Annotated in this window: 25 protein-coding genes and 5 pseudogenes; 9 read left to right on the forward strand and 21 right to left on the reverse strand. The window is 63.3% G+C overall.

Annotation, left to right across the window (positions count from 1 at the left end):
* Positions 1-10: 10 nt before the first annotated feature.
* From nuoK to B586_RS05985, 11 genes and pseudogenes are all read right to left on the reverse strand, one after another.
* Complete coding sequence (gene nuoK / locus B586_RS05935; protein ID WP_054880442.1) at positions 11-310, reverse strand: NADH-quinone oxidoreductase subunit NuoK; 300 nt, start codon at positions 308-310, stop codon at positions 11-13.
* Positions 307-1,092: an NADH-quinone oxidoreductase subunit J gene (locus B586_RS05940; protein ID WP_156406873.1), complete on the reverse strand. Its 786-nt coding sequence runs from the start codon at positions 1,090-1,092 to the stop codon at positions 307-309. The genes nuoK and B586_RS05940 overlap by 4 nt, the downstream gene beginning before the upstream one ends.
* Positions 1,093-1,097: 5 nt before the next feature.
* Positions 1,098-1,673 (reverse strand): annotated as a pseudogene (gene nuoI, locus B586_RS05945) (NADH-quinone oxidoreductase subunit NuoI); the annotation flags it as partial.
* Positions 1,648-2,868 carry an NADH-quinone oxidoreductase subunit NuoH gene (gene nuoH / locus B586_RS05950; protein ID WP_047313171.1) on the reverse strand — a complete coding sequence of 407 codons (1,221 nt, stop codon included), beginning with the start codon at positions 2,866-2,868 and terminating at the stop codon, positions 1,648-1,650. The pseudogene nuoI and the gene nuoH, both read right to left, overlap by 26 nt.
* 82 nt (positions 2,869-2,950) lie before the next feature.
* The gene (locus B586_RS05955) at positions 2,951-5,368 is read right to left on the reverse strand and encodes an NADH-quinone oxidoreductase subunit G (RefSeq protein WP_054880440.1); all 2,418 of its coding nucleotides are present in this window, start codon (positions 5,366-5,368) and stop codon (positions 2,951-2,953) included.
* Positions 5,365-6,699, reverse strand: a complete 1,335-nt coding sequence (gene nuoF, locus B586_RS05960) for an NADH-quinone oxidoreductase subunit NuoF (protein WP_054880439.1) — start codon at positions 6,697-6,699, stop codon at positions 5,365-5,367. The genes B586_RS05955 and nuoF overlap by 4 nt, the downstream gene beginning before the upstream one ends.
* Positions 6,699-7,478: an NADH-quinone oxidoreductase subunit NuoE gene (gene nuoE / locus B586_RS05965; RefSeq protein ID WP_054880438.1), complete on the reverse strand. Its 780-nt coding sequence runs from the start codon at positions 7,476-7,478 to the stop codon at positions 6,699-6,701. The genes nuoF and nuoE overlap by 1 nt, the downstream gene beginning before the upstream one ends.
* Complete coding sequence (nuoD, locus tag B586_RS05970; RefSeq protein ID WP_054880437.1) at positions 7,475-8,797, reverse strand: NADH dehydrogenase (quinone) subunit D; 1,323 nt, start codon at positions 8,795-8,797, stop codon at positions 7,475-7,477. Before nuoD ends, nuoE begins: the two co-directional genes overlap by 4 nt.
* Positions 8,797-9,483, reverse strand: coding sequence for an NADH-quinone oxidoreductase subunit C (locus tag B586_RS05975; RefSeq protein WP_054880436.1), 687 nt, complete (start codon positions 9,481-9,483; stop codon positions 8,797-8,799). Before B586_RS05975 ends, nuoD begins: the two co-directional genes overlap by 1 nt.
* The gene (locus tag B586_RS05980) at positions 9,480-10,034 is read right to left on the reverse strand and encodes a NuoB/complex I 20 kDa subunit family protein (protein WP_047313165.1); all 555 of its coding nucleotides are present in this window, start codon (positions 10,032-10,034) and stop codon (positions 9,480-9,482) included. Before B586_RS05980 ends, B586_RS05975 begins: the two co-directional genes overlap by 4 nt.
* A gap of 27 nt (positions 10,035-10,061) precedes the next feature.
* Entirely contained in the window at positions 10,062-10,448 is a 387-nt protein-coding gene (locus B586_RS05985; protein ID WP_047313164.1) for an NADH-quinone oxidoreductase subunit A, read from the reverse strand.
* A gap of 373 nt (positions 10,449-10,821) precedes the next feature.
* On the opposite strand from B586_RS05985, the pseudogene B586_RS22690 reads away from it, so the two are divergent.
* A pseudogene (locus tag B586_RS22690) lies at positions 10,822-11,016 on the forward strand (PPE domain-containing protein); the annotation flags it as partial.
* A 650-nt stretch (positions 11,017-11,666) separates the two neighbouring features.
* Here the strand turns inward: B586_RS22690 and B586_RS06000 are convergent.
* From B586_RS06000 to hisN, 8 genes are all read right to left on the reverse strand, one after another.
* Positions 11,667-12,068: an Rv3143 family two-component system response regulator gene (locus B586_RS06000; protein WP_047313161.1), complete on the reverse strand. Its 402-nt coding sequence runs from the start codon at positions 12,066-12,068 to the stop codon at positions 11,667-11,669.
* Positions 12,069-12,098: 30 nt separating this feature from the next.
* Complete coding sequence (locus B586_RS06005; RefSeq protein ID WP_047313455.1) at positions 12,099-12,635, reverse strand: YceI family protein; 537 nt, start codon at positions 12,633-12,635, stop codon at positions 12,099-12,101.
* 123 nt (positions 12,636-12,758) lie between these two features.
* Entirely contained in the window at positions 12,759-13,730 is a 972-nt protein-coding gene (locus B586_RS06010; protein ID WP_054880433.1) for an NADPH:quinone oxidoreductase family protein, read from the reverse strand.
* Positions 13,731-13,818: 88 nt separating this feature from the next.
* The gene (locus B586_RS06015; RefSeq protein WP_047313159.1) at positions 13,819-15,021 is read right to left on the reverse strand and encodes an acyl-CoA dehydrogenase family protein; all 1,203 of its coding nucleotides are present in this window, start codon (positions 15,019-15,021) and stop codon (positions 13,819-13,821) included.
* 41 nt (positions 15,022-15,062) lie between these two features.
* Positions 15,063-16,472 (reverse strand): acyl-CoA dehydrogenase family protein, encoded by a 1,410-nt coding sequence (locus tag B586_RS06020; protein ID WP_054880432.1) that lies wholly within the window; start codon positions 16,470-16,472, stop codon positions 15,063-15,065.
* A 243-nt stretch (positions 16,473-16,715) separates the two neighbouring features.
* On the reverse strand, positions 16,716-17,132 hold the full coding sequence (locus B586_RS06025) for a type II toxin-antitoxin system VapC family toxin (RefSeq protein WP_047313157.1): 417 nt from the start codon (positions 17,130-17,132) through the stop codon (positions 16,716-16,718).
* Positions 17,129-17,377 carry a FitA-like ribbon-helix-helix domain-containing protein gene (locus tag B586_RS06030; protein ID WP_047313156.1) on the reverse strand — a complete coding sequence of 83 codons (249 nt, stop codon included), beginning with the start codon at positions 17,375-17,377 and terminating at the stop codon, positions 17,129-17,131. Before B586_RS06030 ends, B586_RS06025 begins: the two co-directional genes overlap by 4 nt.
* 277 nt (positions 17,378-17,654) lie before the next feature.
* Positions 17,655-18,440: a histidinol-phosphatase gene (gene hisN / locus B586_RS06035; protein ID WP_054880431.1), complete on the reverse strand. Its 786-nt coding sequence runs from the start codon at positions 18,438-18,440 to the stop codon at positions 17,655-17,657.
* 88 nt (positions 18,441-18,528) lie between these two features.
* Between hisN and B586_RS06040 the strand changes: the two genes are divergently transcribed.
* Positions 18,529-18,876, forward strand: coding sequence for a hypothetical protein (locus tag B586_RS06040; protein WP_054880430.1), 348 nt, complete (start codon positions 18,529-18,531; stop codon positions 18,874-18,876).
* A gap of 230 nt (positions 18,877-19,106) precedes the next feature.
* Here the strand turns inward: B586_RS06040 and B586_RS06045 are convergent, their stop codons facing one another.
* The gene (locus tag B586_RS06045) at positions 19,107-19,811 is read right to left on the reverse strand and encodes a beta/alpha barrel domain-containing protein (RefSeq protein WP_054880429.1); all 705 of its coding nucleotides are present in this window, start codon (positions 19,809-19,811) and stop codon (positions 19,107-19,109) included.
* 296 nt (positions 19,812-20,107) lie between these two features.
* Between B586_RS06045 and B586_RS21890 the strand changes: the two are divergent.
* Positions 20,108-20,623 (forward strand): annotated as a pseudogene (locus B586_RS21890) (IS630 family transposase); the annotation flags it as partial.
* Positions 20,624-20,809: 186 nt separating this feature from the next.
* A pseudogene (locus B586_RS21895) lies at positions 20,810-21,166 on the forward strand (FAD-binding oxidoreductase); the annotation flags it as partial.
* Here B586_RS21895 and B586_RS06055 read toward each other — a convergent pair.
* Complete coding sequence (locus B586_RS06055; RefSeq protein ID WP_054880427.1) at positions 21,167-22,546, reverse strand: FAD-dependent oxidoreductase; 1,380 nt, start codon at positions 22,544-22,546, stop codon at positions 21,167-21,169. It lies immediately after the preceding pseudogene.
* Between the two features lie 179 nt (positions 22,547-22,725).
* Here B586_RS06055 and prfB point away from each other — a divergent pair, with 179 nt between their 5' ends.
* From prfB to ftsX, 5 genes and pseudogenes are all read left to right on the forward strand, one after another.
* The gene (gene prfB, locus B586_RS06060) at positions 22,726-23,850 is read left to right on the forward strand and encodes a peptide chain release factor 2 (RefSeq protein WP_054880426.1); all 1,125 of its coding nucleotides are present in this window, start codon (positions 22,726-22,728) and stop codon (positions 23,848-23,850) included.
* The gene (locus B586_RS06065; protein ID WP_047313151.1) at positions 23,840-24,799 is read left to right on the forward strand and encodes a mechanosensitive ion channel family protein; all 960 of its coding nucleotides are present in this window, start codon (positions 23,840-23,842) and stop codon (positions 24,797-24,799) included. The genes prfB and B586_RS06065 overlap by 11 nt, the downstream gene beginning before the upstream one ends.
* Positions 24,796-25,104, forward strand: a pseudogene (locus B586_RS06070) (hypothetical protein); the annotation flags it as partial. The gene B586_RS06065 and the pseudogene B586_RS06070, both read left to right, overlap by 4 nt.
* 53 nt (positions 25,105-25,157) lie before the next feature.
* Complete coding sequence (ftsE, locus tag B586_RS06075) at positions 25,158-25,847, forward strand: cell division ATP-binding protein FtsE (RefSeq protein WP_054881039.1); 690 nt, start codon at positions 25,158-25,160, stop codon at positions 25,845-25,847.
* Positions 25,848-26,741 carry a permease-like cell division protein FtsX gene (ftsX, locus tag B586_RS06080; RefSeq protein ID WP_047313149.1) on the forward strand — a complete coding sequence of 298 codons (894 nt, stop codon included), beginning with the start codon at positions 25,848-25,850 and terminating at the stop codon, positions 26,739-26,741. It abuts the gene before it with no gap.
* Position 26,742: the final 1 nt, after the last annotated feature.

Genomic DNA, 26,742 nt, shown 5'->3' on the forward strand with positions numbered 1-26,742 from the left:
TGTGGCGTTCTCAGCCTTTGAGTAGATTCGCGTCGTCGACCGACGCCGATTTGCGGGAACGGAAAATCGTCATGATGATGGCCAGGCCGACGACGACCTCGCAGGCAGCCACCACCATCGTGAAGAACGCGATCATCTGCCCGTCCAAGTGGCCATGCATCCGCGCGAAGGTGACGAACGCCAGGTTGACCGCGTTGAGCATCAGCTCGACGCACATGAACATCACGATGGCGTTGCGCCGCAACAGCACACCTGCGGCCCCGATGGTGAACAGCAGCGCAGAAAGGTAAAGGTAGTTAGCCGGATTCACGACGCCCCTCCCTTGATCGCCTCCGCCGAGGGCGTTTCCAAACCGTCCGCACCACGGGCCCGTAATATCCGCGACACCGACAGGTCCGAATAGGAGCCGTCGGGGAGCAGCGCGGCCACGTCCACCGCGTTCTGGCGCGCATAGACGCCCGGGTTGGGCAGCGGGGTGGGATGCCCGCCAGGAAGGAAGCGTTCCTGCGACAGCTCCCGCTGGGTCTTGCGACGCTCGAAACGCTCCCGATGCGCCAGCACCATCGCCCCGACGGCGGCGGTGATCAGCAGCGCGCTGGTCAACTCGAACGCCCACAGATAGCGCGAGAAGATCAGCGCCGCCAAGCCCTCGACGTTGCCGTTGGCGTTGGCCGCGGTCAGGCCGGAGAAACCTGCGCCCGCCGCCACGTTGCCGATGGCGCCGACCAGCAATACGCCGAACCCGACGCCGGTCACCACGGCCGCGACGCGCTGTCCGCGCAGCGTCTCCTTCAGGGATTCTGCCGAGTCCACACCGATCAGCATCAGCACGAACAAAAACAGCATCATCACCGCGCCGGTGTAGACCACGACTTGCACCACGCCCAAGAACAGCGCGTCCTGGACCATGTAAAACACCGCCAGAATGATCATTGTCATCGCTAAAAACATCGCCGAATACACCGCGTTGACCGACAACACCACCCCGATCGCGCCGATCAGCGCCAGCGCGCCCAACGCCCAAAACGTCACCGCTTCGCCGGTGGAGGTGCGAACGATGGTGGCAGCAGCCAGATTAGCGGCTAGATCAATCACGGTCACTGGGGGTCTCCGGCTTTGGGTCCGGCGTTCTGCTTCTCCCGCAAACCATTTGACGTCACGTTGCCTTGGTAATAGTCCTTGTCGGTGGCACCTGGCGCCCTTGGATGCGGTGGCGCGGTCATCTCCGGCAGCAGCGGGGCCAGCAGCTGGTTCTTCTCGTAGATCAGGTCTGCACGGTTGTCATCGGCCATCTCGTATTCGTTGGTCATTGTCAGTGCCCGAGTCGGGCAAGCTTCGATGCACAAACCGCAACCGATGCACCGTAGATAGTTGATCTGATATACCCGACCGTAGCGTTCCCCCGGCGAAAACCTCTGCTCGTCGGTATTGTCCGCGCCCTCAACGTAGATCGCGTCGGCCGGGCAGGCCCACGCGCACAGCTCGCAGCCGATGCATTTCTCCAGACCGTCCGGGTATCGGTTGAGTTGATGACGGCCGTGGTAGCGCGGTGCAACCGGACCCGGTTTCTCCGGGTACTCCTCGGTGACCGTCTTTTTGAACATCGAACCGAGCGTCACGCCGAATCCCGCTACGGCGTCCAGAAGTTTAGCCACGTGCGTCCTCCTTGCTCGCACCGACTGGTAGCGGCGGTGTCGGGAATGCCGGCTCTGCGGCCACCGGGTGGCGCTGCGGGGCCTGAGCTCTGGGGACGCTGAACGGCTTTCGCAGCGATAGCAGCAGCGTCGCGGCAACAACAATGCTGCTGATGACCAGCACCGGGGTCCAATACTGGAAACCCTGGTTGCGCAAGGTGCGGATCACTGCCGCGATCATCACCCACACCAGCGAGACGGGGATCAGCAACTTCCAGCCCAGCGCCATGAACTGGTCGTAGCGCAGCCGGGGCAAGGACGCCCGCAGCCAGAAATAGACGAACAAAAATCCCCACACCTTGGCGGTGAACCAAATCAGCGGCCACCAGCCGGTGTTAGCTCCTGCCCAGATGTTCAGCGGCCAGGGAGCATGCCAGCCGCCGAGGAACATCGTCGCGGCCAGCGCCGAAACCGTGGTCATGTTGACATATTCGGCGAGCATGAACATCGCGAACTTCAGCGACGAGTACTCGGTGTGGAAACCGGCGACTAGCTCACCTTCGGCTTCGGGCAAGTCGAATGGGGCGCGGTTGGTTTCACCGACCATCGAGATGAGATAGATCACAAACGACGGCAGCAGCAGAAATACGTACCAGACGTCTTCCTGGGCTTTGACGATTCCGGACGTCGACATGGTGCCGGCGTAAAGGAAGACCGCCGCGAACGACAGCCCCATTGCAACCTCATACGAGATGACTTGGGCGGTGGAGCGCACGCCGCCCAGCAGCGGGTAGGTGGAGCCCGACGCCCAACCGCCCAACACGATGCCGTACACCCCGATCGCGGAGAGCCCCAGGATGAACAGCACCGCGGCCGGCAGGTCTGTCAGCTGCAATGGTGTGCGATGGCCGAACACCGACACCTCGGGGCCGAACGGGATGAACGCGAACGCGGTGAACGCCGGAATCACCGAGATCACCGGCGCCACGAAATACACGAACCGATCGATACCGCCGGGGGTGATGCTCTCCTTAAGCGCCAGCTTGATTCCGTCGGCCAGGCTCTGCAGAGCACCTTTCGGACCCACTCGATTTGGACCTGGCCGCAGCTGCATCCGGCCCAGCAGCTTGCGTTCGGCCAGGATCGCCACCAGCACCGTGAGCATAAGGAACACGAATATGGCGAGCGACTTGCCCAGCACCAGCCACCAGGGGTCGTGTCCGAAGGCGGTCATGCGGTTGCCTCGCGCGAGGGTGCGCACATGGACGTCACTATCGGCGTGTCGACGTACCAACACGCACACTCGCGGTAGTGGGTCATGCGCTCACCCCGATCTTGACAGTGGCGCCGATGGTTACGCCCAGTTGCCGGTGCACCGCTGACCCTGGCGAGTTCAGCGGTAGCCACACCACTCGATCTGGCATGTCGGTGATGGTCAGTGGCAGCGTGATTGAGCCGCGCGAGGTGGTGACCGTAACCGCGTCACCGTCGGCGGCGCCGATCTCGGCTGCCGAATCTGCCGACAGCCGCAGCACCGGTGTGCGCGCGGTCCCGGCCAGATATGGTTCGCCGTCTTGCAGACGGCCCCCATCGAGCAGCATCCGCCAACCGGTCAGCACGGCCTCACCTCGCCCTGGTTGGGCCGCCGCCGCAGCGTGCGGGGCCCCGACATCCAGGGGTGCGTGTTTACCGTCCCAGCTGCCCAGCCCGGACAGCTCCGCGCGCACCGCCTCGACGGTGGAAAGCCCTAGATAGACGCCCATTTCGTCGGCCAACGTGTCGAGTACCCGATGATCTGACTGGCCGGCTCGTTGGGTGGTTCCGTGCAGTGCCGGGGCGAATCCGCGGTAGCGGCCCTCCCAGTTGACGAAGGCACCGGATTTCTGTGTCGTCGGCGCAACCGGAAACACGACGTTGGCGCGTTCGGTGACAGCGCTGTGGCGAAGCTCCACGCTAACCACGAAGCCCACAGCATCCAGTGCGGCCAGCACTGCGTCGGGGTCGGCGAAGTCGGCGGGCTCGACACCGCCGACCAGCAGTGCGCCCAAGGTCCCGTCGGTGGCGGCGGCCAGCATACCGTCGGCGTCCCGTCCACTGGCAGTGGGTAATTCGTCGACGTGCCAGGCCGCACAGACCTGGGCGCGGGCAACGGCGTCGGCCAGCGGACGGCCACCGGGCAGCAGCGCGGGCAGGGCGCCGGCTTCCAGCGCGCCGCGTTCCCCGGCACGGCGCGGCACCCACGCCAACCGCGCCCCGGTGGCATCGGCGAGTCGGGCCGCGGCGGACAAGCCGCCCGGCACCGTGGCCAACCGTTCCCCGACCATGATGACCGCGCCAGGGGTGGCCAGCAGATCGCCCAGTTCGCCGGTGGTCAGCCCATCTAGCGTCGAGGGCTCAACGCCGGGAATGGTTTTGATCAGCCGGCCGGACATCTTCTCACATGCGCGGGTAGCGAATGGTGCGATTGCATACACCGGTACCCCGTGTTTGCGGGCCGCCTTGCGTAACCGCAGGAACACAATGGGTGACTCGTCTTCTGGCTCGAACCCGACCAGCAAGACCACCGGGGCCGATTCCAGGTCGGAGTAGCTGACGGTCACCGGCCGACCCGCGATGCGGGCCGCCAAAAAGTTGGCTTCTTCGTGTGAGTGCGGGCGGGCGCGGAAGTCGATATCGTTGGTGTCCAACGCAATTCGCGCAAACTTGGCGTAGGCGTAGGCGTCCTCCCAGGTCGCCCTGCCGCCCACCAAGACACCGGTGCGGCCGCGGGCTGCCTCGAGCCCCTGGGCGGCGGCCGCCATGGCATGCGACCATGACGCCGGTTGTAGCGTGCCGTCGGTGTCGCGGATCAGGGGAGTGGTGATCACGTCCGGCTGGGTGGCGTAGTTAAAGGCCCACCGGCCTTTGTCACAGTTCCATTCCTCGTTGACTTCCGGGTCATCGCCGGCCAGCCTGCGCAGCACCTTGCCGCGGCGGTGGTCGGTGCGCTGCGCGCACCCCGACGCGCAGTGTTCACACACACTTGCGCTGGACACCAGGTCGAACGGGCGGGCTCGGAAACGGTAGGCGGACCCAGTCAGCGCGCCCACCGGGCAGATCTGCACCGTGTTGCCCGAGAAGTAGGAGTCGAACGGCTCGCCTGTGTAGATGCCGACCTGCTGCAGTGCGCCTCGTTCCTGCATGTCGATGAACGGGTCGCCGGCGATCTGTTCGGAGAAGCGTGTGCAGCGGGCACAGAGGATGCAACGCTCGCGGTCGAGCAGAACCTGAGTGGAGATGTTGATCGGTTTGGCAAAAGTGCGCTTAACGTCGGTGTAGCGAGAATCTGCGCGGCCGTTAGACATTGCCTGGTTCTGTAACGGGCACTCGCCGCCCTTGTCGCACATCGGGCAGTCCAGCGGATGGTTAATCAGCAGCAGCTCCATCACGCCGTGCTGCGCCTTGTCGGCGACCGCCGACGTTAATTGGGTACGCACGACCATGTCATCAGTGACTACGGTGGTGCACGACGCCATTGGTTTGCGTTGTCCCTCTACTTCGACCAGGCATTGTCTGCAGGCTCCGACTGGGTCCAGCAGCGGGTGGTCGCAAAACCGTGGGATCTGGATGCCCAACAATTCGGCCGCACGGATCACCAGAGTTCCCTTGGGAACACTGATTTCGGCACCGTCGATGGTCAACGTCACCATCTCCGGCTGGGTTACCTTCTTTTCGGTGTCGACCGTTTGGGTCACGCGTTACCTCCGTTAAGCATGGAGTCTCGAGGGTCGAACGGGCATCCGCCTCCTTCGACATGTGCGACGTACTCGTCGCGGAAGTGCGTAATTGACGACGTCACCGGGCTGGCGGCGCCATCGCCCAACGCGCAGAACGACTTTCCCAAAATGGCATCGGCGATGTCGGTCAGCTTATCGAGATCGTCGTGCGTGCCTCCGCCGGTTTCCAGCCGCGCGTAGATCTGATCGAGCCAAAAGGTGCCCTCTCGACACGGCGTGCATTTACCGCACGATTCGTGCTTGTAGAACTCGGTCCACCGGCGCACCGCGCGCACCACGCAGGTGGTTTCGTCGAAGATCTCCAGTGCCTTGGTGCCCAGCATCGAGCCGACCCCACCCACGCCCTCGTAGTCCAGCGGTACGTCCAGATGGTCAACGGTGAGTAATGGTGTTGAGGACCCGCCCGGTGTCCAGAACTTGAGTCGATGCCCGGCGCGCACCCCGCCGGCGTAATTGAGCAACTCGCGCAGCGTGATACCCAGCGGAGCCTCGTACTGACCCGGGCGGGTGACGTGTCCTGACAGTGAATACAGCGTGAAGCCAGGCGATTTCTCGCTACCCATCGACCGGAACCAGTCGACGCCACCCAGCAGGATCGACGGGACACTAGCGATTGTTTCGACGTTGTTGATCACCGTGGGGCAGCCGTACAGCCCGGCTACCGCGGGGAACGGCGGACGGAGCCGCGGCTGGCCGCGCCTGCCCTCCAGCGAATCAAGCAGCGCGGTCTCCTCGCCGCAGATGTAGGCGCCCGCGCCGGCGTGTACCACCAGCTCTAGGTCGAAGCCCGAACCGGCGATGTCGCGGCCTAGGTAACCGGCGGCGTACGCCTCGGCCACCGCGTTCTGCAGGCGACGCAACACCGGCAGCACCTCACCGCGCACGTAGATGAACGCATGGTTTGCCCGGATCGCGTAGGCGGCGATGATGACACCTTCGATAAGCAGATGCGGTGTGGCCAACATCAGCGGGATGTCTTTGCACGTCCCGGGTTCCGACTCATCGGCGTTGACCACCAAGTAATGTGGTTTGGCCGCCGGCCCGGTGTCGCCTTGCGGGATGAACGACCACTTTGTGCCGGTGGAAAAGCCCGCGCCGCCGCGCCCGCGCAGCCCCGAGTCTTTAACGGTGTTGATCACGGTGTCGGGCTCCATGGCCAAGGCTTTCTTCATCGCCTGGTAGCCGTCGTGGCGCTGGTAGGTCTCTAGCGTCCACGACTCGGGGTCGTCCCAGTAGCGGCTGATCACCGGGGTCAACGGTGTCGCCTCGGGGGCGGTAGGGGCAGCCATTACTGTCCTTCCCCTGATACGTCCGGCATTGGGGGCGCCTGCATGCCGTGTTCGCGTGCCACCTTCAGACCGGCCAATGTCGCTGCGCCGGCACCACCCTGCCCGTCGTCTGGGCGCTGATCGGGTAGGCCTGCCAGGATGCGCGATGTCAAGCGGAACGCGCACAGCGGAGCGCCGCGGGTAGGTGAGATTGGCTTGCCGGACTGTAGCGAGTCGACGAGTTCACGCGCCGATTCCGGGGTCTGGTTATCGAAGAACTCCCAATTGACCATCACCACCGGTGCGTAGTCGCAGGCGGCGTTGCACTCGATGTGTTGCAGGGTGATCTTGCCGTCGGGGGTGGTCTGGTCATTGCGGACGCCGAGGTGGTTTACCAGCGTCTCGAATATGGCGTCGCCGCCCATGATGGCGCACAGCGCGTTGGTGCACACACCGACCAGGTATTCGCCGGTCGGGCGGCGGCGATACATGGTGTAGAAGCTGGCCACCGCCGACACCTCGGCGCCAGTCAGTCCCAGCTGATCGGCGCAGAACTTCAAACCCGCAGGCGTCAGGTAGGAGTCCTCGGCTTGCACCAGGTGCAGCAACGGCAACAGCGCTGAGCGGTTGTTGGGGTAGCGACCGATGATCTCCTTGGCGTCGACCTCCAGCCGCGCCCTGACCTCCGGCGAATACGACTGCGGCGCACCGTCAACCACGAACTGATTGGGCTCCTCGGGTGGCGGTCCGAGCCGAAGGAAGACTCGCTCGCCATCGGTTGCGGCCTGCGGTTCTGTCACCGGTCCACCCCGCCCATGACCGGGTCGATGCTGGCGACCGCGGTGATCAAGTCGGCAACCATCCCGCCCTCGCTCATCGCCGCGACCGACTGCAGGTTGGTGAAGGAAGGATCCCGGTAATGCACCCGGTAGGGGCGGGTACCGCCGTCACTGACCATGTGCACGCCGAGCTCTCCGCGTGGCGATTCGACCGCCACGTAAACCTGCCCCGCCGGAACCCGGATGCCCTCGGTGACCAGCTTGAAGTGGTGGATCAGTGCCTCCATCGAGCTGCCCATGATCTTTGCGATGTGTTCTTCTGAGTTGCCCATACCGTCGGGGCCAACTTTCAAATCAGCCGGCCAGGCGATCTTGCGGTCCGCTACCATGGTCGGGCCGGGTCGCAACTTATCCAGGCATTGCTCCACGATCTTCATCGACTCCCACATCTCTTGGACGCGAATCATGTAGCGCCCGTAGGCATCACAAGTGTCAGCGGTAATTACGTCGAATTCGTAGTTCTGGTACCCGCAGTAGGGCTCACTTTTTCGCAGGTCGTGTGGTAAGCCGGTGGAGCGCAGGATCGGGCCGGTGATACCCAGTGCCATGCATCCGGCCAGGTCCAGGTATCCGACGTCCTGGGTGCGTGCTTTCCAGATGGCGTTTTCGTTGAGTAGCTCACCCATTTCGTGCAGTGGTTGGCGCAACTGCTTGAGGGCTTCGGCGATCTCGCTGGCCGCGCCCGCCGGTAGGTCCTGGGCCACGCCGCCGGGCCGGATATAGGCACTGTTCATCCGCAAACCGGTGATCGATTCGAACACGTTGAGGATGATCTCGCGCGCCCGGAAGCCGACGAACATCGGAGTCATGGCGCCCAGCTCCATGCCGCCAGTCGCCAACGCGACCAGATGCGACGAGATCCGGTTGAGCTCCATCATCATCACCCTGATGACGTTGACCCGCTCGGGTATCTGATCGGTGATGCCGAGCAACTTCTCCACGCCCAGGCAGTAGGCTGTCTCATTGAAAAACGGTGACAGGTAATCCATTCGGGTCACGAAGGTGACGCCTTGAGTCCAGTAGCGGTATTCGAGATTCTTCTCGATTCCGGTGTGCAGGTAGCCGATTCCGCATCGGGCCTCGATGATCGTTTCACCCTCGATCTCGAGGATCAGCCGCAAAACCCCGTGGGTAGACGGGTGCTGAGGCCCCATGTTGACGACGATGCGTTCACCGGGGTCCGCGCTGCGGGCGGCATCGACGATTTGCTCCCAGTCCTGGCCGCCGGCGACCAGGACTGTCTCGCCGGCGCCGTCAGCCGACTCAGTAATTGCGCTCATCAGTTGTAACCCCTCCGCTCGTCGGGCGGAGGTATCTGCGCGCCCTTGTATTCGACCGGGATGCCGCCGAGTGGGTAGTCCTTGCGTTGCGGATGCCCCTGCCAGTCGTCGGGCATCTCGATTCGGGTCAGCGACGGATGGCCATCGAAGATGATCCCGAAGAAATCGTAGGTTTCGCGTTCGTGCCAGTCGTTGGTGGGATAGACCTCATACAGCGACGGGATATGCGGATCACTGTCCGGTGCAGACACTTCCAGCCGGAGCCGGCGGTTGTGGGTGATCGATTGCAGCGGGTACACGGCGTGCAATTCCCGGCCAGTCTCGTGCGGGTAGTGCACGCCGTTGACACCCAGGCACAGCTCGAAGCGTAATTCCGGTTCGTCGCGGAGACGTTGGGCGACCTGGACCAGCAGATCCCGCCGAACGTGCAGTGTGAGTTCGTCGCGATCAACCACGATTTTCTCGATGGCGTCGTCGAGTTCGATATCGCTGCGGTGCAACGCCTCGGCCAGCCCGTCGACCACGTCGTCGAAGTAGCTGCCGTAAGGCCGGGGGCTACTGCCCGGGAGCGTGACCTGGCGCACCAGCCGTCCATACCCGGAGGTGTCGCCGGTGCCGGCCACCCCGAACATGCCGCGGCGAACGTCGACCACCTCTGCAGTGGATTCCTGGTCTGCTGAGCTCATCGCAGCAGTCCGCGCATCTCGATCGTGGGCCGCGCCGCCAGTGCGGCTTCCTCGGCTTCGGCGATGGCGCGTTCCCGGTTGACGCCCAGCGGCATTTCCTGAATCTTCTCGTGCAGCCGCAGGATTGCGTGCAGCAGCATCTCCGGACGCGGCGGGCAGCCGGGTAGGTAGATGTCTACCGGGACAACGTGATCTACACCCTGCACGATCGCGTAGTTGTTGAACATGCCACCGGATGACGCGCACACGCCCATGGCCAGAACCCATTTCGGCTCGGCCATTTGGTCGTAGATCTGACGCAGCACCGGCGCCATTTTCTGGCTGACTCGACCCGCTACGATCATCAGATCGGCCTGCCGGGGCGTCGCCGAGAATCGCTCCATGCCAAACCGTGCTATGTCAAACCTCGGCCCGGCGGTCGCCATCATCTCGATTGCGCAGCAAGCTAACCCGAACGTCGCCGGCCACAATGAGTTCTTGCGGACATAGCCGGCCACCTTCTCCACAGTTGACAGCAGAATCCCCCCCGGCAGCTGTTCTTCCAGGCCCACGCCCTACCCCCAATCTGTTCTCAGCCCTCAATCCCACGTCAGGCCGCCGCGGCGCCACACGTAGGCGTAGGCCACGAATACCGTGAGCATGAACACCACCATTTCGACCAACGCGAACGCCCCCAGCGCGTCGTAGCTGACCGCCCAGGGATACAAGAAAACGATTTCGATGTCGAAGACGATGAACAACATCGCAGTCAGGTAATACTTCACCGGGAATCGGTGCCCGCTGGCCGCGCCGGCGCCCAGCGAAGTTCTGGCGCCGGTATCGGTGGGCTCAATCCCACATTCGTAGGCCGCCTGCTTTGACCGGTTGAAACGAGACGGGCCGACCAGGCTCGCGATCACCACTGAGACCACGGCAAAGGCGGCGGCGATGGCTCCCAGTACCAGGATGGGTATGTAGAGGTTCAAACTCGCTTCCTGATGCGTCGTGCGGGCTGGCTGCGTCGACCAGGCGGTGACCGGGCTGCTGTGACGGACCCGGTTTGTGGGCCATCACAGTGACCTTCAACATAGTCGCGCGGCGGTGGGGGCAGACGCCCGGGGGTCAACCTAGCAATGACTCTCGGGATTCGCGGCCGGATGCGGCCCCGGCTCGGCACCCGCCCAGTTGCGCGGTGAATTTGAAGATTGCGCGCCGCAGCGGAATTCTACGAATATTTTGTTAACCAGCATATTGGTGCGGCATGTGTTGTTATTGTTTACCGCCATCGGATGGCGATCGATCTGGGAGGCTTGGGGCCGTGAGTTTTTTGTGCTGCCGCCAGAGATTAACTCCTTACGAATGTTCGCTGGTGCCGGTACTGCGCCGATGTTGGCGGCGGCGGCTTGGGAGGGGCTTGCCGAGGAGTTGGGGTCTGCGGCGCAATCGTTTGTCTCGGTGACGACCGGGTTGGCGGGTCAGGCGCGGGTCGTGGCCAGCATATTTGAGGCGGCGCAGGCCGCGACGGTAATACCGGCGGCAATTGCAGGCAACCGCAATGCATTCGTGCAGCGCCAGCCCGGGCGGTGGCAACGGTGGTAATCGCAATGTTGGTAGCGGCAGCTATGCCAACGGCGCCAGCGGTATGACCGTCGGAACTGGGTTCGCGCCGGGTGATCCAAACTATGGCACCGGAAATGGCGTGAACTACAATTCAGGCGGCCGCAACACAATTACGATCAATGCCAGCGTTGGGAGCCCCGGAATCGGGGTTTTCGCCGTCCCCGTTCCGGTTCCGGCCACCGGTGGCAATAACACCCGTACCGGGATTACCGGAGACAATCAGATTAGTCCTGGCGGCTCTGCACGTGAGTTACCTGAATCAACCGAGGTACCCGAAACACCGGCTTCTGCAATTCCGGAGGTCGCCGCATCGGTTCCGGCATTGGGGGTATTGCCAACTGCGCCATCGGAAATTGCGGTGAAGGCAGCAGCAACGGATGCTGGAATTCCGACGTCGCCGTTACGAGCTTCGGGCGCCGGTAGGACACCAACGCGGCCCGCTGCAACCCAGGACCAGCAAGGTTCGGAGACGCCCGCGGCAGCCGAAACGGCGGCGCCATTAAGGCCGGACACGGCTACGGGGCAGTTGCGACCTCGGGCAAAGCAAAACCCCGCGAGTTCAAGTGCGAGGTGGCTGAGGGAATCTACTGTGCCGGAGCGGCAAGCAGTCCCAGCACGGTCCTACCCAGCACAACGGGGTCGATCGGTTGTGCGACCGCCGCTTCGGCCCGCGACCAGCTAGCCAGCCAGGCATCGTCTGGGCGCCCGGTGAGTACGACGACCGGCGGGCACGCATCAAGTTCGTCTTTGAGCTGTTTGGCTATACCCATACCGCCGGTCGGTGTCGCCTCGCCGTCGAGGATGGCCAAATCGATACCACCGGCGTCCATTTGTCGTATCACCATCTGGCCGGTAGCCACTTCGACATAGGTCAGCTCGGGTAGCTCTGGGTGCAGCCGTTTGCCTAGTGCCTGCATGACTTGGTGGCGGGTCTTGGCGTTGTTGCTGTACACGAGGATCCGGATAGCGCTGGTAGAGGCGGGCACGGTGCAGATGGTACTGGTGGCGCGCCGGCGTTACTGGATCGCCCGCACGAAGATGACGTCTGCCGCGGCGGTCGCCGTCGCGTCGACCATGCCGAACTTATTCCAGTCCACGTCGAATCGGGATCGATCGATGTTGGTTTTGCCTGATATTCGGATCGCGCCGTCGCCGAGCTCGCTGATCGTGACGGGTAGTGGTAGCGGCTCGGTGATGCCTTTGATAGTGAAGGTGGTCCGCAGGTCTGCGGCGTGGCCGGTGGTCGGGTGGACGTCGGTGACGGCGACGCTGATCTCGGGGAACCGCTCGACATCGAAGAAGTCTGCTGAGCGCAGGTGTCGGTCACGTCGGCCTATGCCGGTGCGCAGCGATGCGACGCGGATGTCGAGGCGGCCGAAGACCGCGCCTTTACTGGTGAGCTGCCCGTCGCCGCTGAACTCGGTGAAGCGGCCTTTGACGTTCAACAGCCCCCACATGTTCTTGATCTTGAAGGTGATGGTTGAGCGATCCGGAACAAGGTTCCATGTGCCGGCCATGTCGGGATCATTCAGCAGAGTTTCCAGAGTCGTCATCGTCACCTCATTGTCTTCGTGCTCTCGACTAAGTCGAGCACAGGGCTGATCTCGGCCGGGGACTGGCTCGGTCTGTCCGTGGTCGCCCAATGGTGAGGGGCGGCGCAGTATCCATGGTCGCGCTTAGTCGCGGATGCGCAAGACGACTTTGCCCTTGGCGGTGCGATTTTCAAGGCATGCGATTGCGGCAGCGGCCTCGTCTAGTGGGTAGATCATCGGCTCGGGCAAAGGCAGCTGGCCGGAGATAAGCAGCCGCTCGAGCTGAGCCCACTGCTCGGCCAGGGCGTCGGGGTGCGTTAGAGTCCAGGCGCCCCAGCCGACACCGATCACATCAATGTTGTTGAGCAGCAGTCGGTTTACCTTCACTGTGGGTATCTCACCGCCGGTGAAGCCGATGACAAGTAGCCGTCCGCCTGGAGCAAGTGAGCGTAGTGAGTCGGTCATCCGGTCGCCGCCGACCGGGTCGACTACCACGTCGACGCCGCGCCCGCTGGTCAACTCCTTTACCGTGTCTTTGAACCCCTCGGCCAACACCACGTCAGTGGCGCCGGCCGCGGTCGCGGTCTGGGCCTTCGCCTCGGTGCTGACCACCGCGATGGTGCGCGACGCCCCGAGCACCGGCGCCAGCCGTAACGTCGACGTTCCGATCCCGCCGGCAGCCCCGTGTACCAGCACCGTCTCGCCCTGCTGCAGCCGGCCGCGGACACTGAGGGCAAAATACACGGTCAGATCGTTGAACAGCAGGCCAGCGCCCGCCTCGAAGGTCACATTGTCCGGCAGCTTGAACACGCGGTCGGGTGACAACACCGCGACCTCCGCCATCCCGCCGGTGAGCATGGTGAGGCCGACAACCCGGTCGCCAGGACCCACATGACTATTGGCTGGTGCCGACCGAACGACTCCGGCGATCTCAGCTCCGAGCACGAACGGTAGCTTCGGCCGGTACTGGTAAAGGCCGCGGGTCAGCAATGCGTCCGGGAATGCCGCGCCGGCTGCGTGCACCTCCACGACCACGCCGTCGCCTGCCGGTTCCTCGACGTCGGTGACTTCGACAGCGTCCGGACCATCTAGCCGAGTCACTCGTGCCGCGCGCATGCCACCTCCGTCGTCAACCAGAGGCCGAAGAGCCTCCGCCGCTTCAATTAATACCCGCCGGCGCGCGCGCACGGCTGCACGACGCGGTCTACTTCAGCTCGGAGGACGACAGGCCCAGCAATCGGCGCGCAACCACCAGCTGCTGAATCTGCTGAGTGCCCTCGAAGATGTCCAGGATCTTGGAGTCGCGAGCCCACTTTTCCAGCAGGGTTTGCTCGGAATATCCTGCGGTGCCTGCTAATTCGACGGTCTTGAGGGTAACGTCGCTAGCCATCCGGCCGGCCTTGGCCTTGCTCATCGACGCTTCTTTGGAGTTGGGGATGTTGTTATCGGCTTGCCACGCCGCACGCAGCGACAGCAGGTAGCTAGCCTCCCAGTCGGCTTCCATCCGCAGGAATTCCGCCGCGGCGGCGCTCTGGACATGCGAGGGCTTGTCGTAGCTGATCTCTATCCCGGCATCGGTGAGAATCTTTCGGATTTCCTCCAGCGCGGCGCGGCCGATCCCGACGGCCATAGCGGCAACGATCGGCCGGGTGTTGTCGAAGGTTTCCATCACTCCGGAAAAGCCCTTGCCGACCTCGATTTCCGGGTTGCCCAGCAGGTTGTCTTTGGGGATGCGGGCGTTGTCGAAACGGATCACGGCGGTGTCAGAACCTTTGATGCCGAGCTTGTGCTCCAGGCGTTCGACCGTGACACCGGGGTGCTCGCGCGGCACGACGAAAGACTTGATCGCCGGGCGGCCTAGCGACTTGTCCAGGGTGGCCCACACCACGATGTGGGTGGCGCGCGACCCGGCGGTAACAAAGATCTTCTCGCCGTTGATCACGTACTCGTCGCCGTCGAGGGTGGCGGTCGTCGATACCGCCGCCGAGTCCGACCCAAACCCCGGCTCGGTGATGGCCATCGCTGCCCACACCTTGCCCAAGCGTTCCAGCTGCTCGTCGGTGGCGACCGCGGAGATGGCGGCGTTGCCCAGCCCTTGGTAGGGGATGGACAGCAGCATCGCGACGTCGCCCCAGCAGGCCTCCAAGGTCTGTAGCAGCGCGGCCATGTTGGCGCCGTTGTGGTTTTCGTCTTTGTCGTGCTCATCGCCGATCGCGTCGGCTCCGGCGAAGGCGAATGACTCGGCGGCTCCCGCAAACAGATTGAACAGGGTGTCTAGCTCGACCGGGTAGGCGTGTTCCTTCAGGTCGTACTTGCGGGCGATCGGCCGCATCAATTCCGCGGCGCCCTGATGGGTCTTCACGATTACCGCTTGCAGTTTGCGTGGTATCTCCAGATTGATTGCCATGATTGGTCTTTCGCTTTGAAGAGGGTGTGGACTTGAGATGCCTAGATAACGACGACGCCCTCGGCGACACCGATCGCCCGCAGGTCGCGGTACCAGCGTTCAACCGGGTGCTCTTTGGTGAAGCCGTGGCCGCCTAGCAGCTGCACGCCGTCCAGGCCGATTTGCATGGCCTTGTCGGAGCCGAGTCGTTTGGCCAGTGCCGCTTCCCGGGTGAACGAAAGGCCCTGGTCGGCGCGGGACGCGCCGCGCCACGTGATCAGCCGCAGCCCGTCCAACTCGATAGCGATATTGGCGCACATGAACGCGACGGCTTGGCGGCGCGCGATCGGCTCGCCAAAGGCTTCGCGTTGTTTCACATACGGAACGACGTAGTCCAGCACCGCGTGTGAGGTGCCGACCGCCAGCGCCGCCCAACCCAGTCGGGCCAACGCGATAGCTTCGGAGTAGGCAGTGTCATAGTCGGCTTCGGCGGCGTCTTCTGGACCCAGCCGGGCGTCAAGGGGCACCGACACCCCGCAGAGTTCAACCTGGCCTAAGGCTGCCGCGCGAATCCCCATGCTGGGGTCGGCCTTGACGGTCAGTCCTTTGGCCGAGGACTCGACGATGAACAACGCCGGCCTGCCATTCAGCTGGGCGCCGATGATAAACAACTCGGCGCTGGCCGCGGCCGGGACCAATGACTTCACCCCATCGAGCCGGTATCCCGATGGGGTACGCACGGCGGTGGTCTTCAGCCGGGTGGGGTCGAACAACGGCTGCGGTTCGGTGATGGCCACACAGGCTTGGGGGACATGGTCGCCGGCGAACTCTTTCAGGTAGGTGGCCTGCTGATCGGCGCTGCCCCAATGGGTTAGTGCAGCCGCCACACCGCCGGGGGCCAGAATCGGCAGCGCCAATCCCATGTCGCCATACGCCAGTGCCTCGACCACCAGCACATTGGTCACGCTGGAACGGTGTTCGGCGATGCCGTCGAAATCCTCGGGAATGTTGATCGCGGTGATGCCCAGCTCGGCGGCCTTGGCGATCAGATCGAGTGGGTAGGCCGCGGCTTCATCGGCGTCGTGAGCGGCCGGCCGCAGTACCTCTGCGGCGAATTCGTCGACGGTCTCGATGATCAACTTCTGGTCGTCGTCCGGCGTCAGGTCGAAGTAGTTCCTACCGCTGGGCTGCAGCCGGGTCGCGCCACCGCGTAGGTTCTGCACCCGCTTGAACTGCCGGCTGGTGGCCGTGGTCGTGGAGAATATCCTCTTGGCCCCGTAGCGCAACGCGCGATTGAGCGGATCGCGCAGGTGGTATTTGTCCAGGAACTCCTGACCGACGAGCGGAGTCAGCAGCGCAATTGCGACGTCGATCCCGGTCCGCTTGTGCGGCTGCATCCCGACCGCGGACTTAGGACCGCGTCGTTTGGGACGCGCGGATGAGGGCTTAGCCCTAGGAGCAGTGTCGGTCATGTCAGCAGCCTCAGATCGTTGGGGCAATGCGAATGACGCTATCTTACTCTGGAGTAAGGTAGGGCACGTTCTGTTAATTAATGTCCGGTCCAGTTGAAGTTTGCGGGAAATGTCCCAGCCTTGCTGGGGTTCGCAAGCTACGTCTGAACAGTGCAGACCGGCGGTGGCTTCGGCACTTGCGAACCGGAAAACTTTCGTTTTCCAATCGTCGGCGAGCGGTATCGTGCCATCCAACGCGGCTGGCTATTTCCATGGATCGACGAGCTTGACGCCGGTTCCTTCGAAGTGTCGGGTGTTGCGGGTGGCCACGGTGGCATGGCGGGCTGTGGCGATTCCGGCGATCTGGACGTCGCGAATCTCCACCACGCGTCCCATACGTTGCCGGCTTGCAGCGATAGTCCCAGCAGCGAGGGCGGCTGTCTGCTCGAACGACTGAATGCGCCCGTTGAGGTCTTCTTCCAGGAGTTGGGAAAACGCCCGATCAAGCTGTGTGCGGCGCCGACCGCGCTCCAAAAGATCTATCCCAGTCCGTATTTCGAAGACGGTGATCGATGTCGTCCAGATTGATTCCGCCGGCTGATTATCGAGCCACTTTACCGCGGCCGGATCAGGGGTGTTCAGCATCAGGGCGGAGAGCACATTGGTATCGAGCAAGATCATGATTCGAACTGCGCCGGTTGCACAGGCTGGCCCCGCAGTTCGGGGATCTCGTCCGTCAGACCAGCGCCGGTGAAACGCGAGGCGATCCGGGAACCCAGTCGACCAGGTGGGTTATCAACGGTGCGGACGGCGTTTCGCAGGATCTCCCGTACTTCTTCCTCCGTACTGCGACCGTGTTGGCGGGCTAGGCGGTGCAACTTGGATTTGGTGTCGTCATCGAGTTGCCGGATCAGAATCTGCGCCATGCATTCATGCTAGCACGCTAGCGATCTCTAGCTGCGGCGTTTCTGAGACGGCGCTGCGCATTGCCTCGCCTCTGGGGACGGGTCGCCCGTACGGGCCAGACTGGTGGTTGTGGAGGAGCGGTTTCCTGGCGAATTGGCGACGCTGCGCGCTCATAGAGCGACAGTCTTGACCACACAGTCAGCCAAACCCGTCAATGACTCGCAAACTAACTCTGGACTTCGCAAGATCATTCGCAAAGTAGCTCTGGAATTCGCAAACTTCAGCCGGACAGGACAATTAATTCACACCGGCGCCGATCCTGTTCAGCACCTCTTGGTGCAGGCGACCGTTCGTCGCCACAGCACTGCCGCCGTGCGGGCCGGGGGTGCCGTCGAGGCTGGTCAGAACCCCACCCGCCTCGCGCACCACAATGTCGAGGGCTGCCAGGTCCCACACCGATACCTCCGGCTCGGCAGCGATGTCGACGGCTCCCTCAGCGAGCAGGCAATAGGACAGAAAATCGCCGTAGGCGCGCACCCGCCACACGGCGTCGGTCAACTCGAGGAACCGTTCGCGTAAACCGCGCTGCGCCCACCCGGACAAGCTGGAGAACGACAGGCTCGCCGAATTCAGGTCGGCCACCTCCGACACCGCTAGCCGGCGCGGGACCCCGTCGACCGCCGCGAACGCGCCCCGGCCGCGCGCTGCCCACCACCGTCGCTGCAGCGCGGGCGCGCTGACGACGCCGATCGAGGGGACCCCGTCGTCGAGCAATGCGATCAAACTGGCCCACACTGGCACGCCGCGTACGAAGTTCTTGGTGCCGTCGATCGGGTCGACGATCCACTGCCGTCCGCTGAAAGTGGTTGTGCCACCATATTCTTCGCCCATGATACTGTCTCTAGGTCGCTCGCGCCCGAGCACCGCACGCACGTCGGCTTCGACCGCCCGGTCGGCGTCGGTGACCGGAGTCAGATCCGGTTTGGTGTCCACGCGTAGATCGAGCGCGCCGAAGCGGGCGCGCGTCAGCGTGTCGGCGCGGTCAGCCAGCGTCAACGCCAGCATCAGATCGTCCTGAGCCATGCGCACCGCTCTTTCTCGTCGGGTTGCTCGCACATCGTCGCCGGAGCGGTCCATGTCAGCAGTCCTACCATGGCCTTAACCTGAATGAGTGTGGGAATTCGGTGTGCTGCTCTTGCTGGTGGCGATCTTGGGTGTCTTCCTGGCCCAGCGGTTCCTCCCGCGCGGGCGTCACCTTGCGGCAGGCGGGGGTGACCTGGCCAGCGGCACGCTGCTGGTCACCGGGGTCAGCCCGCGACCCGACGCTTGCGGTGAGCAGTTCGTCACGATCGCCGGTGTTATCACCGGACCCACCGTCAGTGAGTACTCCGTGTATCGGCGCATGGTGGTCGACGTCGACCAATGGCCGGCGATGGGGCAGTTACACCCGGTGGTGTATTCGCCGAAGAATCCGGACAACTGGCAGTTCGCGCCACCCGGCCCGCCAGCCAGCCAATGATGACGTCGCGTGTCGTCGATGGTTGACAGCACAACGATTTACGAGCAGTCCGTTTTCACCTCGGTACGTCGATCCGGGCCACCCTTGATGCCAGCGCGCTCGGCGGCACATCCTGTGCTAACGACTCGCCGGGGTTGGCTGGGCCATTGTGGCTGCTGGCGTGCTGTTGCTCATCGGCGGAGCCGTCATCCGCTCCAACTCGGCCTTCTGCTCCACCGACGCCACCAATATTAATACGGCTCTGTGGTGCGCAGCCGGTCCATTTCGGCGCACCAGCTTTCGATGCTGGCCGCTTGCAGTAGTCCGGTGGCGATTAGCAGACCGGTGAATCCGGCATCGAGAAGTTTGGCTGCCTGAGCCGGATGCTCGATACCGCTGGCACTGACTGAGCAGTGAGTCCCAGTAGCCAAAATTGTTGGTAATAAACAGGTTCCGCGTGTTAGATCGCTGGGTCCACGTTCCCGATTGCTAATGTCTTTGTTGGCAAAGGCTATTACCGAATCTGCAGCAAAGGGTACCGTCGCGACCTGTTCCGCGGTCGATACTTCGATGAAGGGCGTGAGTCCTAAGCACAGGCTTGCTTCTGCCAGGTCGCGCAGCGCAATAGTGGGCAGCAACCGGGTGTTCAGTAACACTGCGGATGCACCGATTGTGCGGCTGTCGGTCAACTGTGCGCGCCGGTTGATGAAATCCTTGCGAAGTATGGGTAATTCGGTCAGCGCCCTTACCTGATGTAGCAACTCTCGGGTTCCGCCGAACCAACGTCCGGTTACTACCGACAGGCAGGGCGCACCGGCGTGGGTGTATTCGTCGACGAGCCGTCGGACACTGCGCTCACCGAGAAGGTTGACGCCGTCCCCGTCGGTGCGTTTAATCTCCATCACCACCGGCCGGGCAGCGTTAGTCAGCGCATCGATGAAGAAGCGCGAATTCATCCCACTCGTTTCCTTCCGGCAGTCATGGCGTCTGGGCAATGCGATCCATATTGCCACTCCTATCGCTAGGCGTGAGCCGGGATCACTCGGTGTGACTGCCCTCGATGCCCTGGATGCGTTTATGCAGAACTCGATACACGTACAGAGCTCGATACACGATCTCCATCGCGGCCGGGCTAGCGGTGTGTCTGCGAAATAATCTGGTTGTCTAATTGTAGAAATTCAGGGGTGGAGGCTTCGGCCTCGTTACCGCACCGGCAGGTGATTCAGGCGCGCGGACTGCTGTGGCTGCGCGGGTGGGCATCGGTAAGAACTCGGTGGCCAAGATCTGGACCGACCACGGCCTTAAGTCCTGGAAGGTCGACACGTTCAAGGTCAGCAACGACCCGCGGTTCGAGGAGAAACTGGTCAATGTCGTTGGTCTCTATCTCAATCGACCGGCACGGGCGGTGGTTTTCTGCTTCGACGAGAAGAACCAATGCCGGGCCTTGGCCCGCACCCAGCCCTCGCTGCCGATGAACCCGGGGCGCGCCCCACGACTACAGATGAATGTGGCCGCCGGCGAGGTTTCACCGACCTGCGCAAGGGCTACACCGGCTCCGACGTATTTGCATTTCTTCAAACAGATCGACGCCACCGTGCCGCGTGGTCTGGCGGTGCACGTGGTGCTGGACAACCTCTCGGCGCACTCTACTCCGGAAATCAAGAAGTGGTTGGCCCACAAGGATCGCCGCCGCTGGCATCTGCACCCGACCCCGACGCCGAGCTCCTGGCTCAATCTGATCGAACGATGGTTCAAAGAACTCACCGACAAGCGCCTGCGCCGCGGGGGTGTTCACCAGCCCCGCCGACCTCACCGCCGCGATCACCACCTGGGCTTAACACTGGAACTCCAACCCCACGTCCTTCATCTGGAAGGCCGCCACCAAGGACATCATCACCAAAGTCCGACGCGGCCGAGAAACCCTCAACCAGATCAACACACAGACGGACCACCAGTGCTGGCTTTCGAATCGGCTGACCACCCGATCGATGCGTGGCTCCATCGGTCACAAGAGATCGCTGCCGAGCACGGCGGCACCGTGACCGCGGCGCAGCCGCGACACCGTAAGCGACACAAAGAAAAACGATGCTTCGGCAAGCTGGCGCTCGTCGTTGCAGGTGTGCTGACCTGTCGGTTCACCCACGTCTACCCCGACGGCCCGGCCCCGTATTACGGGATCTACGCCGGCGGGCGCTGGGGCGCCCTGGACGCGCAATGGGACGAGATCAAAACCGCTGTGTCCGAGGCGATTATCGTGTCCGCGCTGGACCCGGCCGGGATCCTCAACCCCGGGCTGCTGGTCGACTTGTGATCAGCCGTGCCCGATCCGCAGCAGCTCGGCAAGGTTCGGCAGCTTAACGCGGGGGCGGCCGTGCGGCTCCCCGGCCGCTCGCTCAAAGCGGTCGATGGCCTGCCAGTGCGCCGACGTGACCAGCTTCGGTTGCCGTGCGGCCAGCCACTCGGCCAGCCGGTCGGCGTGGTCTGCGCCGAACTCCGTGGCATCCTTGGCGCCCGCGAGATCCTTCATCACGGTGTCGACGGTGTCTTGGGAGTCCTTTTTGTTGGTGCCGATCACCCCGGTCGGCCCGCGCTTGATCCACCCGACGACGTACTCGTTGCGGCTGCCGTCCACCCGGCCGTCGGTGTTGGGGATGGTCCCGCTGCTGTCATCGAACGGTAACCCCGGCGTAGGGACACCGCGATAACCGATCGACCGCACGATCAACTGAACCGGCAGCTCCTCGCGAGCACCGGTGTCTTTGGCTGCCACCCGCCCGCTGTCGTCGGTGACGAGATCGTTTTGGCCGAGAACGATCCGCTCCACCTTGCCCTCGCCTTTGATTTCAATCGGGGACGTTAGGAATCGGAACACAATCCGACGATGGCCGGGTCTGGGCGGGCACGCAGCGTAGTCGCGTAGCACCTTGATGTTCTGCTTGGTCGTCTTGCCTACCGCGGCCGCGTCCTCGTCACTGATGCCGTCCAGCTGGGCGGGGTCGACGATTACGTCGACCCCGTCGAGGTCTGCTAGCTCACGCAGCTCCAGTGTGGTGAACGCTGTCTGTAGCGGCCCGCGGCGGCCGACGATCACCACCTCCTCGATCCCACGCGGGCGCAGTGACTCCAGTGCGTGATCGGCGATATCGGTGCGTGCCAGCACGTCGGGATCGGTGATCAGGATGCGTGCAACGTCGAGCGCGACGTTGCCGTTGCCGATAACGACGGCCCGCGCACCAGAAAGGTCGGGTGACATCTCGTGGAAGTTTGGGTGTGCGTTGTACCAGCCCACGAAATCGACGGCGGCGACACTGCCCGGCAGGTCCTCACCGGGAATGTTCAAAGCGCGGTCGGACTGCGCCCCGACGGCGTAGATCACGGCGTCGTAGCGTTCGGCGAGTTCGGCAGGCTGAATGTGTTCGCCTACAGTCACGTTGCCGAAGAAGCGGAACCGCGGGTCCTCAGCGGTCTTCTCGAACTGCTTGCTGATCGATTTGATCTTGGGGTGATCGGGTGCGACACCAGAGCGGACCAGTCCCCACGGCGTCGGCAGCATCTCCAGCATGTCGACGGCAACGTCGATCGCGTCGGGGGTGTCGAAGGAGGCGTCGGCGGCCTTCAGCATGGATGCCGCGGCGAAAAATCCTGACGGCCCCGAGCCAACTATGGCGATGTGATACGGGTGTGGACGCAATACTCGAGCCTTCTGTTCGTGCCCGGCCCCTGTGACGCTGGAGGCGGTGGGACGTAATGAACGGTCACGTCGCTGTGGTGGCGCTCACATGACGATCACTTTGATGCTAATGGCTGCTACTGGGGGATCCCCAGAGCACTGCTGGTCGCCACCTGAGGGCGCCGGTAACGTGGGCGGCTGTGGAACCTGACCGCCAAGCCGACATCGCTGCCCTTGACGGCACCCTGACCACGGTGGAGCGGGTGCTCGACGTGGCGGGTTTGCGCACCCGCATCGAGAAGCTCGAACATGAGGCATCCGACCCGAAGCTGTGGGATGACCAGGCTCGCGCGCAACGTGTGACCAGCGAGTTATCCCACGCTCAGGGAGAGCTGCGCCGGATCGAGGAGCTACGGCAACGTCTAGATGACCTGCCGGTGCTCTACGAGCTCGCGGCTGAGGAAAAGGAGGCGGGCGCCGCCAGCAGCATGGAAGCCTTCGCCGAGGCTGACGCCGAACTCAAGGCGCTGCGTGCCGATATCGAAGCCACCGAGGTGCGCACGCTGCTGTCGGGCGAATACGACGAGCGCGAGGCGCTGATCACCATCCGTTCCGGTGCTGGCGGGGTGGATGCCGCAGACTGGGCCGAAATGCTGATGCGGATGTATATCCGATGGGCAGAGCAGCACAAATACAACGTCGAGGTGTTCGACACTTCCTATGCCGAAGAAGCCGGCATCAAAAGCGCCACGTTCGTCGTGCACGCGCCGTTCGCCTACGGCACGTTGGCGAGCGAGCAGGGCACCCACCGGCTGGTCCGGATCAGCCCGTTCGACAACCAGAGTCGGCGGCAGACCTCGTTTGCCGAAGTCGAAGTGTTGCCGGTGGTGGAGACCACCGATCACATCGACATACCCGAAGGCGATGTGCGCGTCGATGTCTACCGGTCCAGCGGGCCCGGCGGCCAGTCGGTGAACACCACCGACTCCGCGGTGCGGTTAACTCACATCCCGACGGGAATTGTCGTCACCTGCCAGAACGAGAAATCGCAGCTGCAGAACAAGGTTTCGGCCATGCGAGTGCTGCAAGCAAAGTTGTTGGAGCGCAAGCGTTTAGAAGAACGCGCTGAGCTAGACGCATTAAAGGGCGAGGGCGGCAGCTCGTGGGGCAATCAGATGCGCTCCTATGTACTGCACCCCTATCAGATGGTCAAGGATCTGCGAAACGAGTACGAGGTGGGCAACCCAACGGCCGTGCTCGACGGTGACATCGATGGGTTCTTGGAAGCCGGGATCCGTTGGCGCAACAGACGTGATGACAGCTAACACGACAGTTCTCGCTGTTTCGCTAACGCAGCGCTGGCACGACTTCTGGCGCGGCGAGATCGGTGCCTGGATCATCGACAAGGGCCTGCGGATCGTCATGCTGCTGATCGCCGCGGTGCTGGCGGTCCGCTTCGTCACCTGGGTGGCGCAACAAGTGACTCGCCAGCTCGACGTCGACTTCGTCGAAAGCGACGCCTTGGTGCGTTCGGAAGCAACCAAACACCGCCAGGCCGTCGCATCGGTGATCCAGTGGGTGTCGATCGTCATCATCGCGATCTGGGTCATCCTTCAGATCAGCGACGTGCTGCGCTTTTCGATGGGTGGGCTGGTCGCGCCGGCTGCGGTGTTGGGTGCGGCGTTGGGTTTCGGTGCTCAGCAGTTGGTCAAGGATCTGCTTGCCGGCTTCTTTATCATCGTCGAGAAGCAGTATGGCTTCGGGGATCTGGTCGCGTTGACTGTCAGCGGGGCCGCCGACGAGGCCCGCGGCACCGTCGAGAACGTGACCTTGCGGGTAACTAGGCTGCGCTCCTCCGATGGCGAGGTGTTCACGGTCCCCAACGGTCAGATCGTCAAATCGGTCAACCTATCCAAGGACTGGGCGCGGGCTGTGGTGGACATCCCGGTGGCGACCAGCGCCGATCTCAACCGGGTCAACGTGGTCTTGCACCAGGAGTGTGAGCATGCCCGCGATGACCCGATGCTGGCGGAGTTGCTGTTAGATGCCCCCACGATGATGGGGGTAGAAAATATCGCAGTCGACACCGTCACGCTGCGGGTTGTGGCTCGCACATTGCCCGGTAAGCAGTTCGAGGCTGGCCGCCAGTTGCGTGTGGTCGTGATTCGGGCACTCGCCCGCGCCGGCATCGTGACCGCGGCCGACACCACAGTCGGCCTTGTCGACGGTCCCGCCGTGCCGGCGGCCAACGCGGCCGAGGACCAGACGCGGTGAAGCTCACACTCAACGTCTTCGAGAAGGGTGGCCGGATCCGCGTCTCGACGCTGGCGTTGATCGTGGCGTTCCTGGCAGTGTGGTGGGTCTATAGCACCTATCGCACACCGGAAACCTCTGGTGGCGAGCCGGCCAACCAGGTGGTGCCGCCGGGCTTCGTGCCCGACCCGAACTACACGTGGGTGCAGCGCAGCAGGGTGGACCAGCCGCCCTCCACCGTGACCGTCACGTCGACCGTCACCACCACGTCACCCGTGCAGCAACCCCAGGCGGGACCCGTCTTGACACCCACTTCGTCGGTGCCCGCTCGCTGATCGTCGCGGTCCAGCGAAATTCACCGCTACACTTGCGAGCCGTGATGATCACCCTGGACCATGTCAGTAAGCAGTACAAATCGTCGGCGCGTCCGGCGTTGGACAACGTCAACGTCAAAATTGACAAGGGTGAATTCGTCTTCTTGATCGGTCCGTCAGGTTCCGGCAAATCCACCTTCATGCGGCTGCTGCTGGGTGCTGAAATGCCGACCACCGGTGACGTGCGGGTCTCGAAGTTTCACGTCAACAAACTGCCCGGTCGCCACATACCGCGGCTTCGGCAGGTGATCGGCTGCGTTTTCCAGGACTTTCGGTTGCTGCAGCAAAAGACGGTGTACGAGAACGTCGCCTTTGCTCTGGAAGTCATCGGCAGACGTTCGGATGCGATCAACCGGGTGGTGCCCGACGTGCTCGAGACGGTCGGCCTGTCCGGCAAAGCTAACCGGCTCCCGGACGAGCTGTCCGGCGGCGAGCAGCAGCGGGTTGCGATCGCCCGCGCATTTGTCAACCGGCCGCTGGTACTGCTGGCCGATGAGCCCACCGGCAACCTCGACCCAGACACCAGTAAGGACATCATGGATTTGTTGGAGCGGATCAACCGCACCGGGACGACGGTGCTGATGGCAACCCACGACCACCACATCGTCGACTCGATGCGGCAGCGGGTCGTGGAGCTGTCGTTGGGCAGGCTGGTTCGGGACGAACAGCGTGGCATCTACGGGATGGATCGCTAAGTGCGCTTCGGCTTCCTGCTCAACGAGGTCGTGACCGGCCTCCGTCGCAATGTCACCATGACGATCGCGATGATCCTGACGACCGCGATCTCAATCGGCTTGTTTGGCGGCGGGCTGCTGGTGGTCCGGTTGGCCGACAACTCCCGAAGCATCTACCTCGATCGAGTCGAGACACAGGTCTTTCTCACCGACGACGTCTCCGCCAACGATCCGACCTGCAGCACCAACCCGTGCAAGGCGCTGCGGGGAAAGATCGAAGCCCGAGATGACGTCAAATCCGTGCGGTTCCTTAATCGTCAGGACGCCTACGACGACGCCATCCGAAAATTCCCGCAGTACAAGGATGTTGCGGGCAAGGATTCCTTCCCCGCGTCGTTCATCGTCAAGCTGGCTAACCCCGAGCAGCACAAGGAATTTGACTCCGCGATGCAAGGCCAGCCCGGGGTGCTTTCCGTGCTCAATCAGAAGGAACTGATTGACCGACTGTTCGCCGTGTTGGACGGTTTGAGCGACGTCGCGTTCGCCATCGCTCTAGTGCAGGCCATCGGGGCGGTCCTGCTCATTGCCAACATGGTTCAAGTCGCGGCCTATACCCGGCGCACCGAGATCGGCATCATGCGACTGGTCGGCGCCAGCCGCTGGTATACCCAGCTGCCCTTCTTGTTGGAGGCGATGGCGGCGGCGACCGTCGGCGCCGTCATCGCGATCGTCGGCCTGCTCGTGGTGCGAGCAATGTTTTTGAACAATGCGCTGAACCAGTTCTATCAAGCCAATCTGATCGCCCGGGTCGACTATGCCGACGTCTTGTACATCTCCCCGTGGCTGTTGCTGCTCGGCGTGGCGTTGGCCGCGTCGACCGGTTACGCAACGTTACGCGTCTACGTGCGGCGGTAAC

Source organism: Mycobacterium haemophilum DSM 44634 (genome assembly GCF_000340435.2).
GTDB classification, from domain to species: domain Bacteria; phylum Actinomycetota; class Actinomycetes; order Mycobacteriales; family Mycobacteriaceae; genus Mycobacterium; species Mycobacterium haemophilum.

Coding starts and splice junctions, on each gene's coding strand:
- B586_RS06030 (WP_047313156.1), bottom strand. CDS start 17,377: ATGGCGCAGATTCTGATCCGGCAACTCGATGACGACACCAAATCCAAG.
- B586_RS06065 (WP_047313151.1), top strand. CDS start 23,840: ATGACAGCTAACACGACAGTTCTCGCTGTTTCGCTAACGCAGCGCTGG.
- B586_RS06025 (WP_047313157.1), bottom strand. CDS start 17,132: ATGATCTTGCTCGATACCAATGTGCTCTCCGCCCTGATGCTGAACACC.
- B586_RS06005 (WP_047313455.1), bottom strand. CDS start 12,635: ATGACGACTCTGGAAACTCTGCTGAATGATCCCGACATGGCCGGCACA.
- hisN (WP_054880431.1), bottom strand. CDS start 18,440: ATGGCTCAGGACGATCTGATGCTGGCGTTGACGCTGGCTGACCGCGCC.
- B586_RS06045 (WP_054880429.1), bottom strand. CDS start 19,811: ATGAATTCGCGCTTCTTCATCGATGCGCTGACTAACGCTGCCCGGCCG.
- B586_RS06020 (WP_054880432.1), bottom strand. CDS start 16,472: ATGACCGACACTGCTCCTAGGGCTAAGCCCTCATCCGCGCGTCCCAAA.
- B586_RS06015 (WP_047313159.1), bottom strand. CDS start 15,021: ATGGCAATCAATCTGGAGATACCACGCAAACTGCAAGCGGTAATCGTG.
- B586_RS05975 (WP_054880436.1), bottom strand. CDS start 9,483: ATGAGCTCAGCAGACCAGGAATCCACTGCAGAGGTGGTCGACGTTCGC.
- ftsE (WP_054881039.1), top strand. CDS start 25,158: ATGATCACCCTGGACCATGTCAGTAAGCAGTACAAATCGTCGGCGCGT.
- B586_RS06010 (WP_054880433.1), bottom strand. CDS start 13,730: ATGCGCGCGGCACGAGTGACTCGGCTAGATGGTCCGGACGCTGTCGAA.
- nuoF (WP_054880439.1), bottom strand. CDS start 6,699: ATGGCTGCCCCTACCGCCCCCGAGGCGACACCGTTGACCCCGGTGATC.
- nuoD (WP_054880437.1), bottom strand. CDS start 8,797: ATGAGCGCAATTACTGAGTCGGCTGACGGCGCCGGCGAGACAGTCCTG.
- nuoH (WP_047313171.1), bottom strand. CDS start 2,868: ATGACCGCCTTCGGACACGACCCCTGGTGGCTGGTGCTGGGCAAGTCG.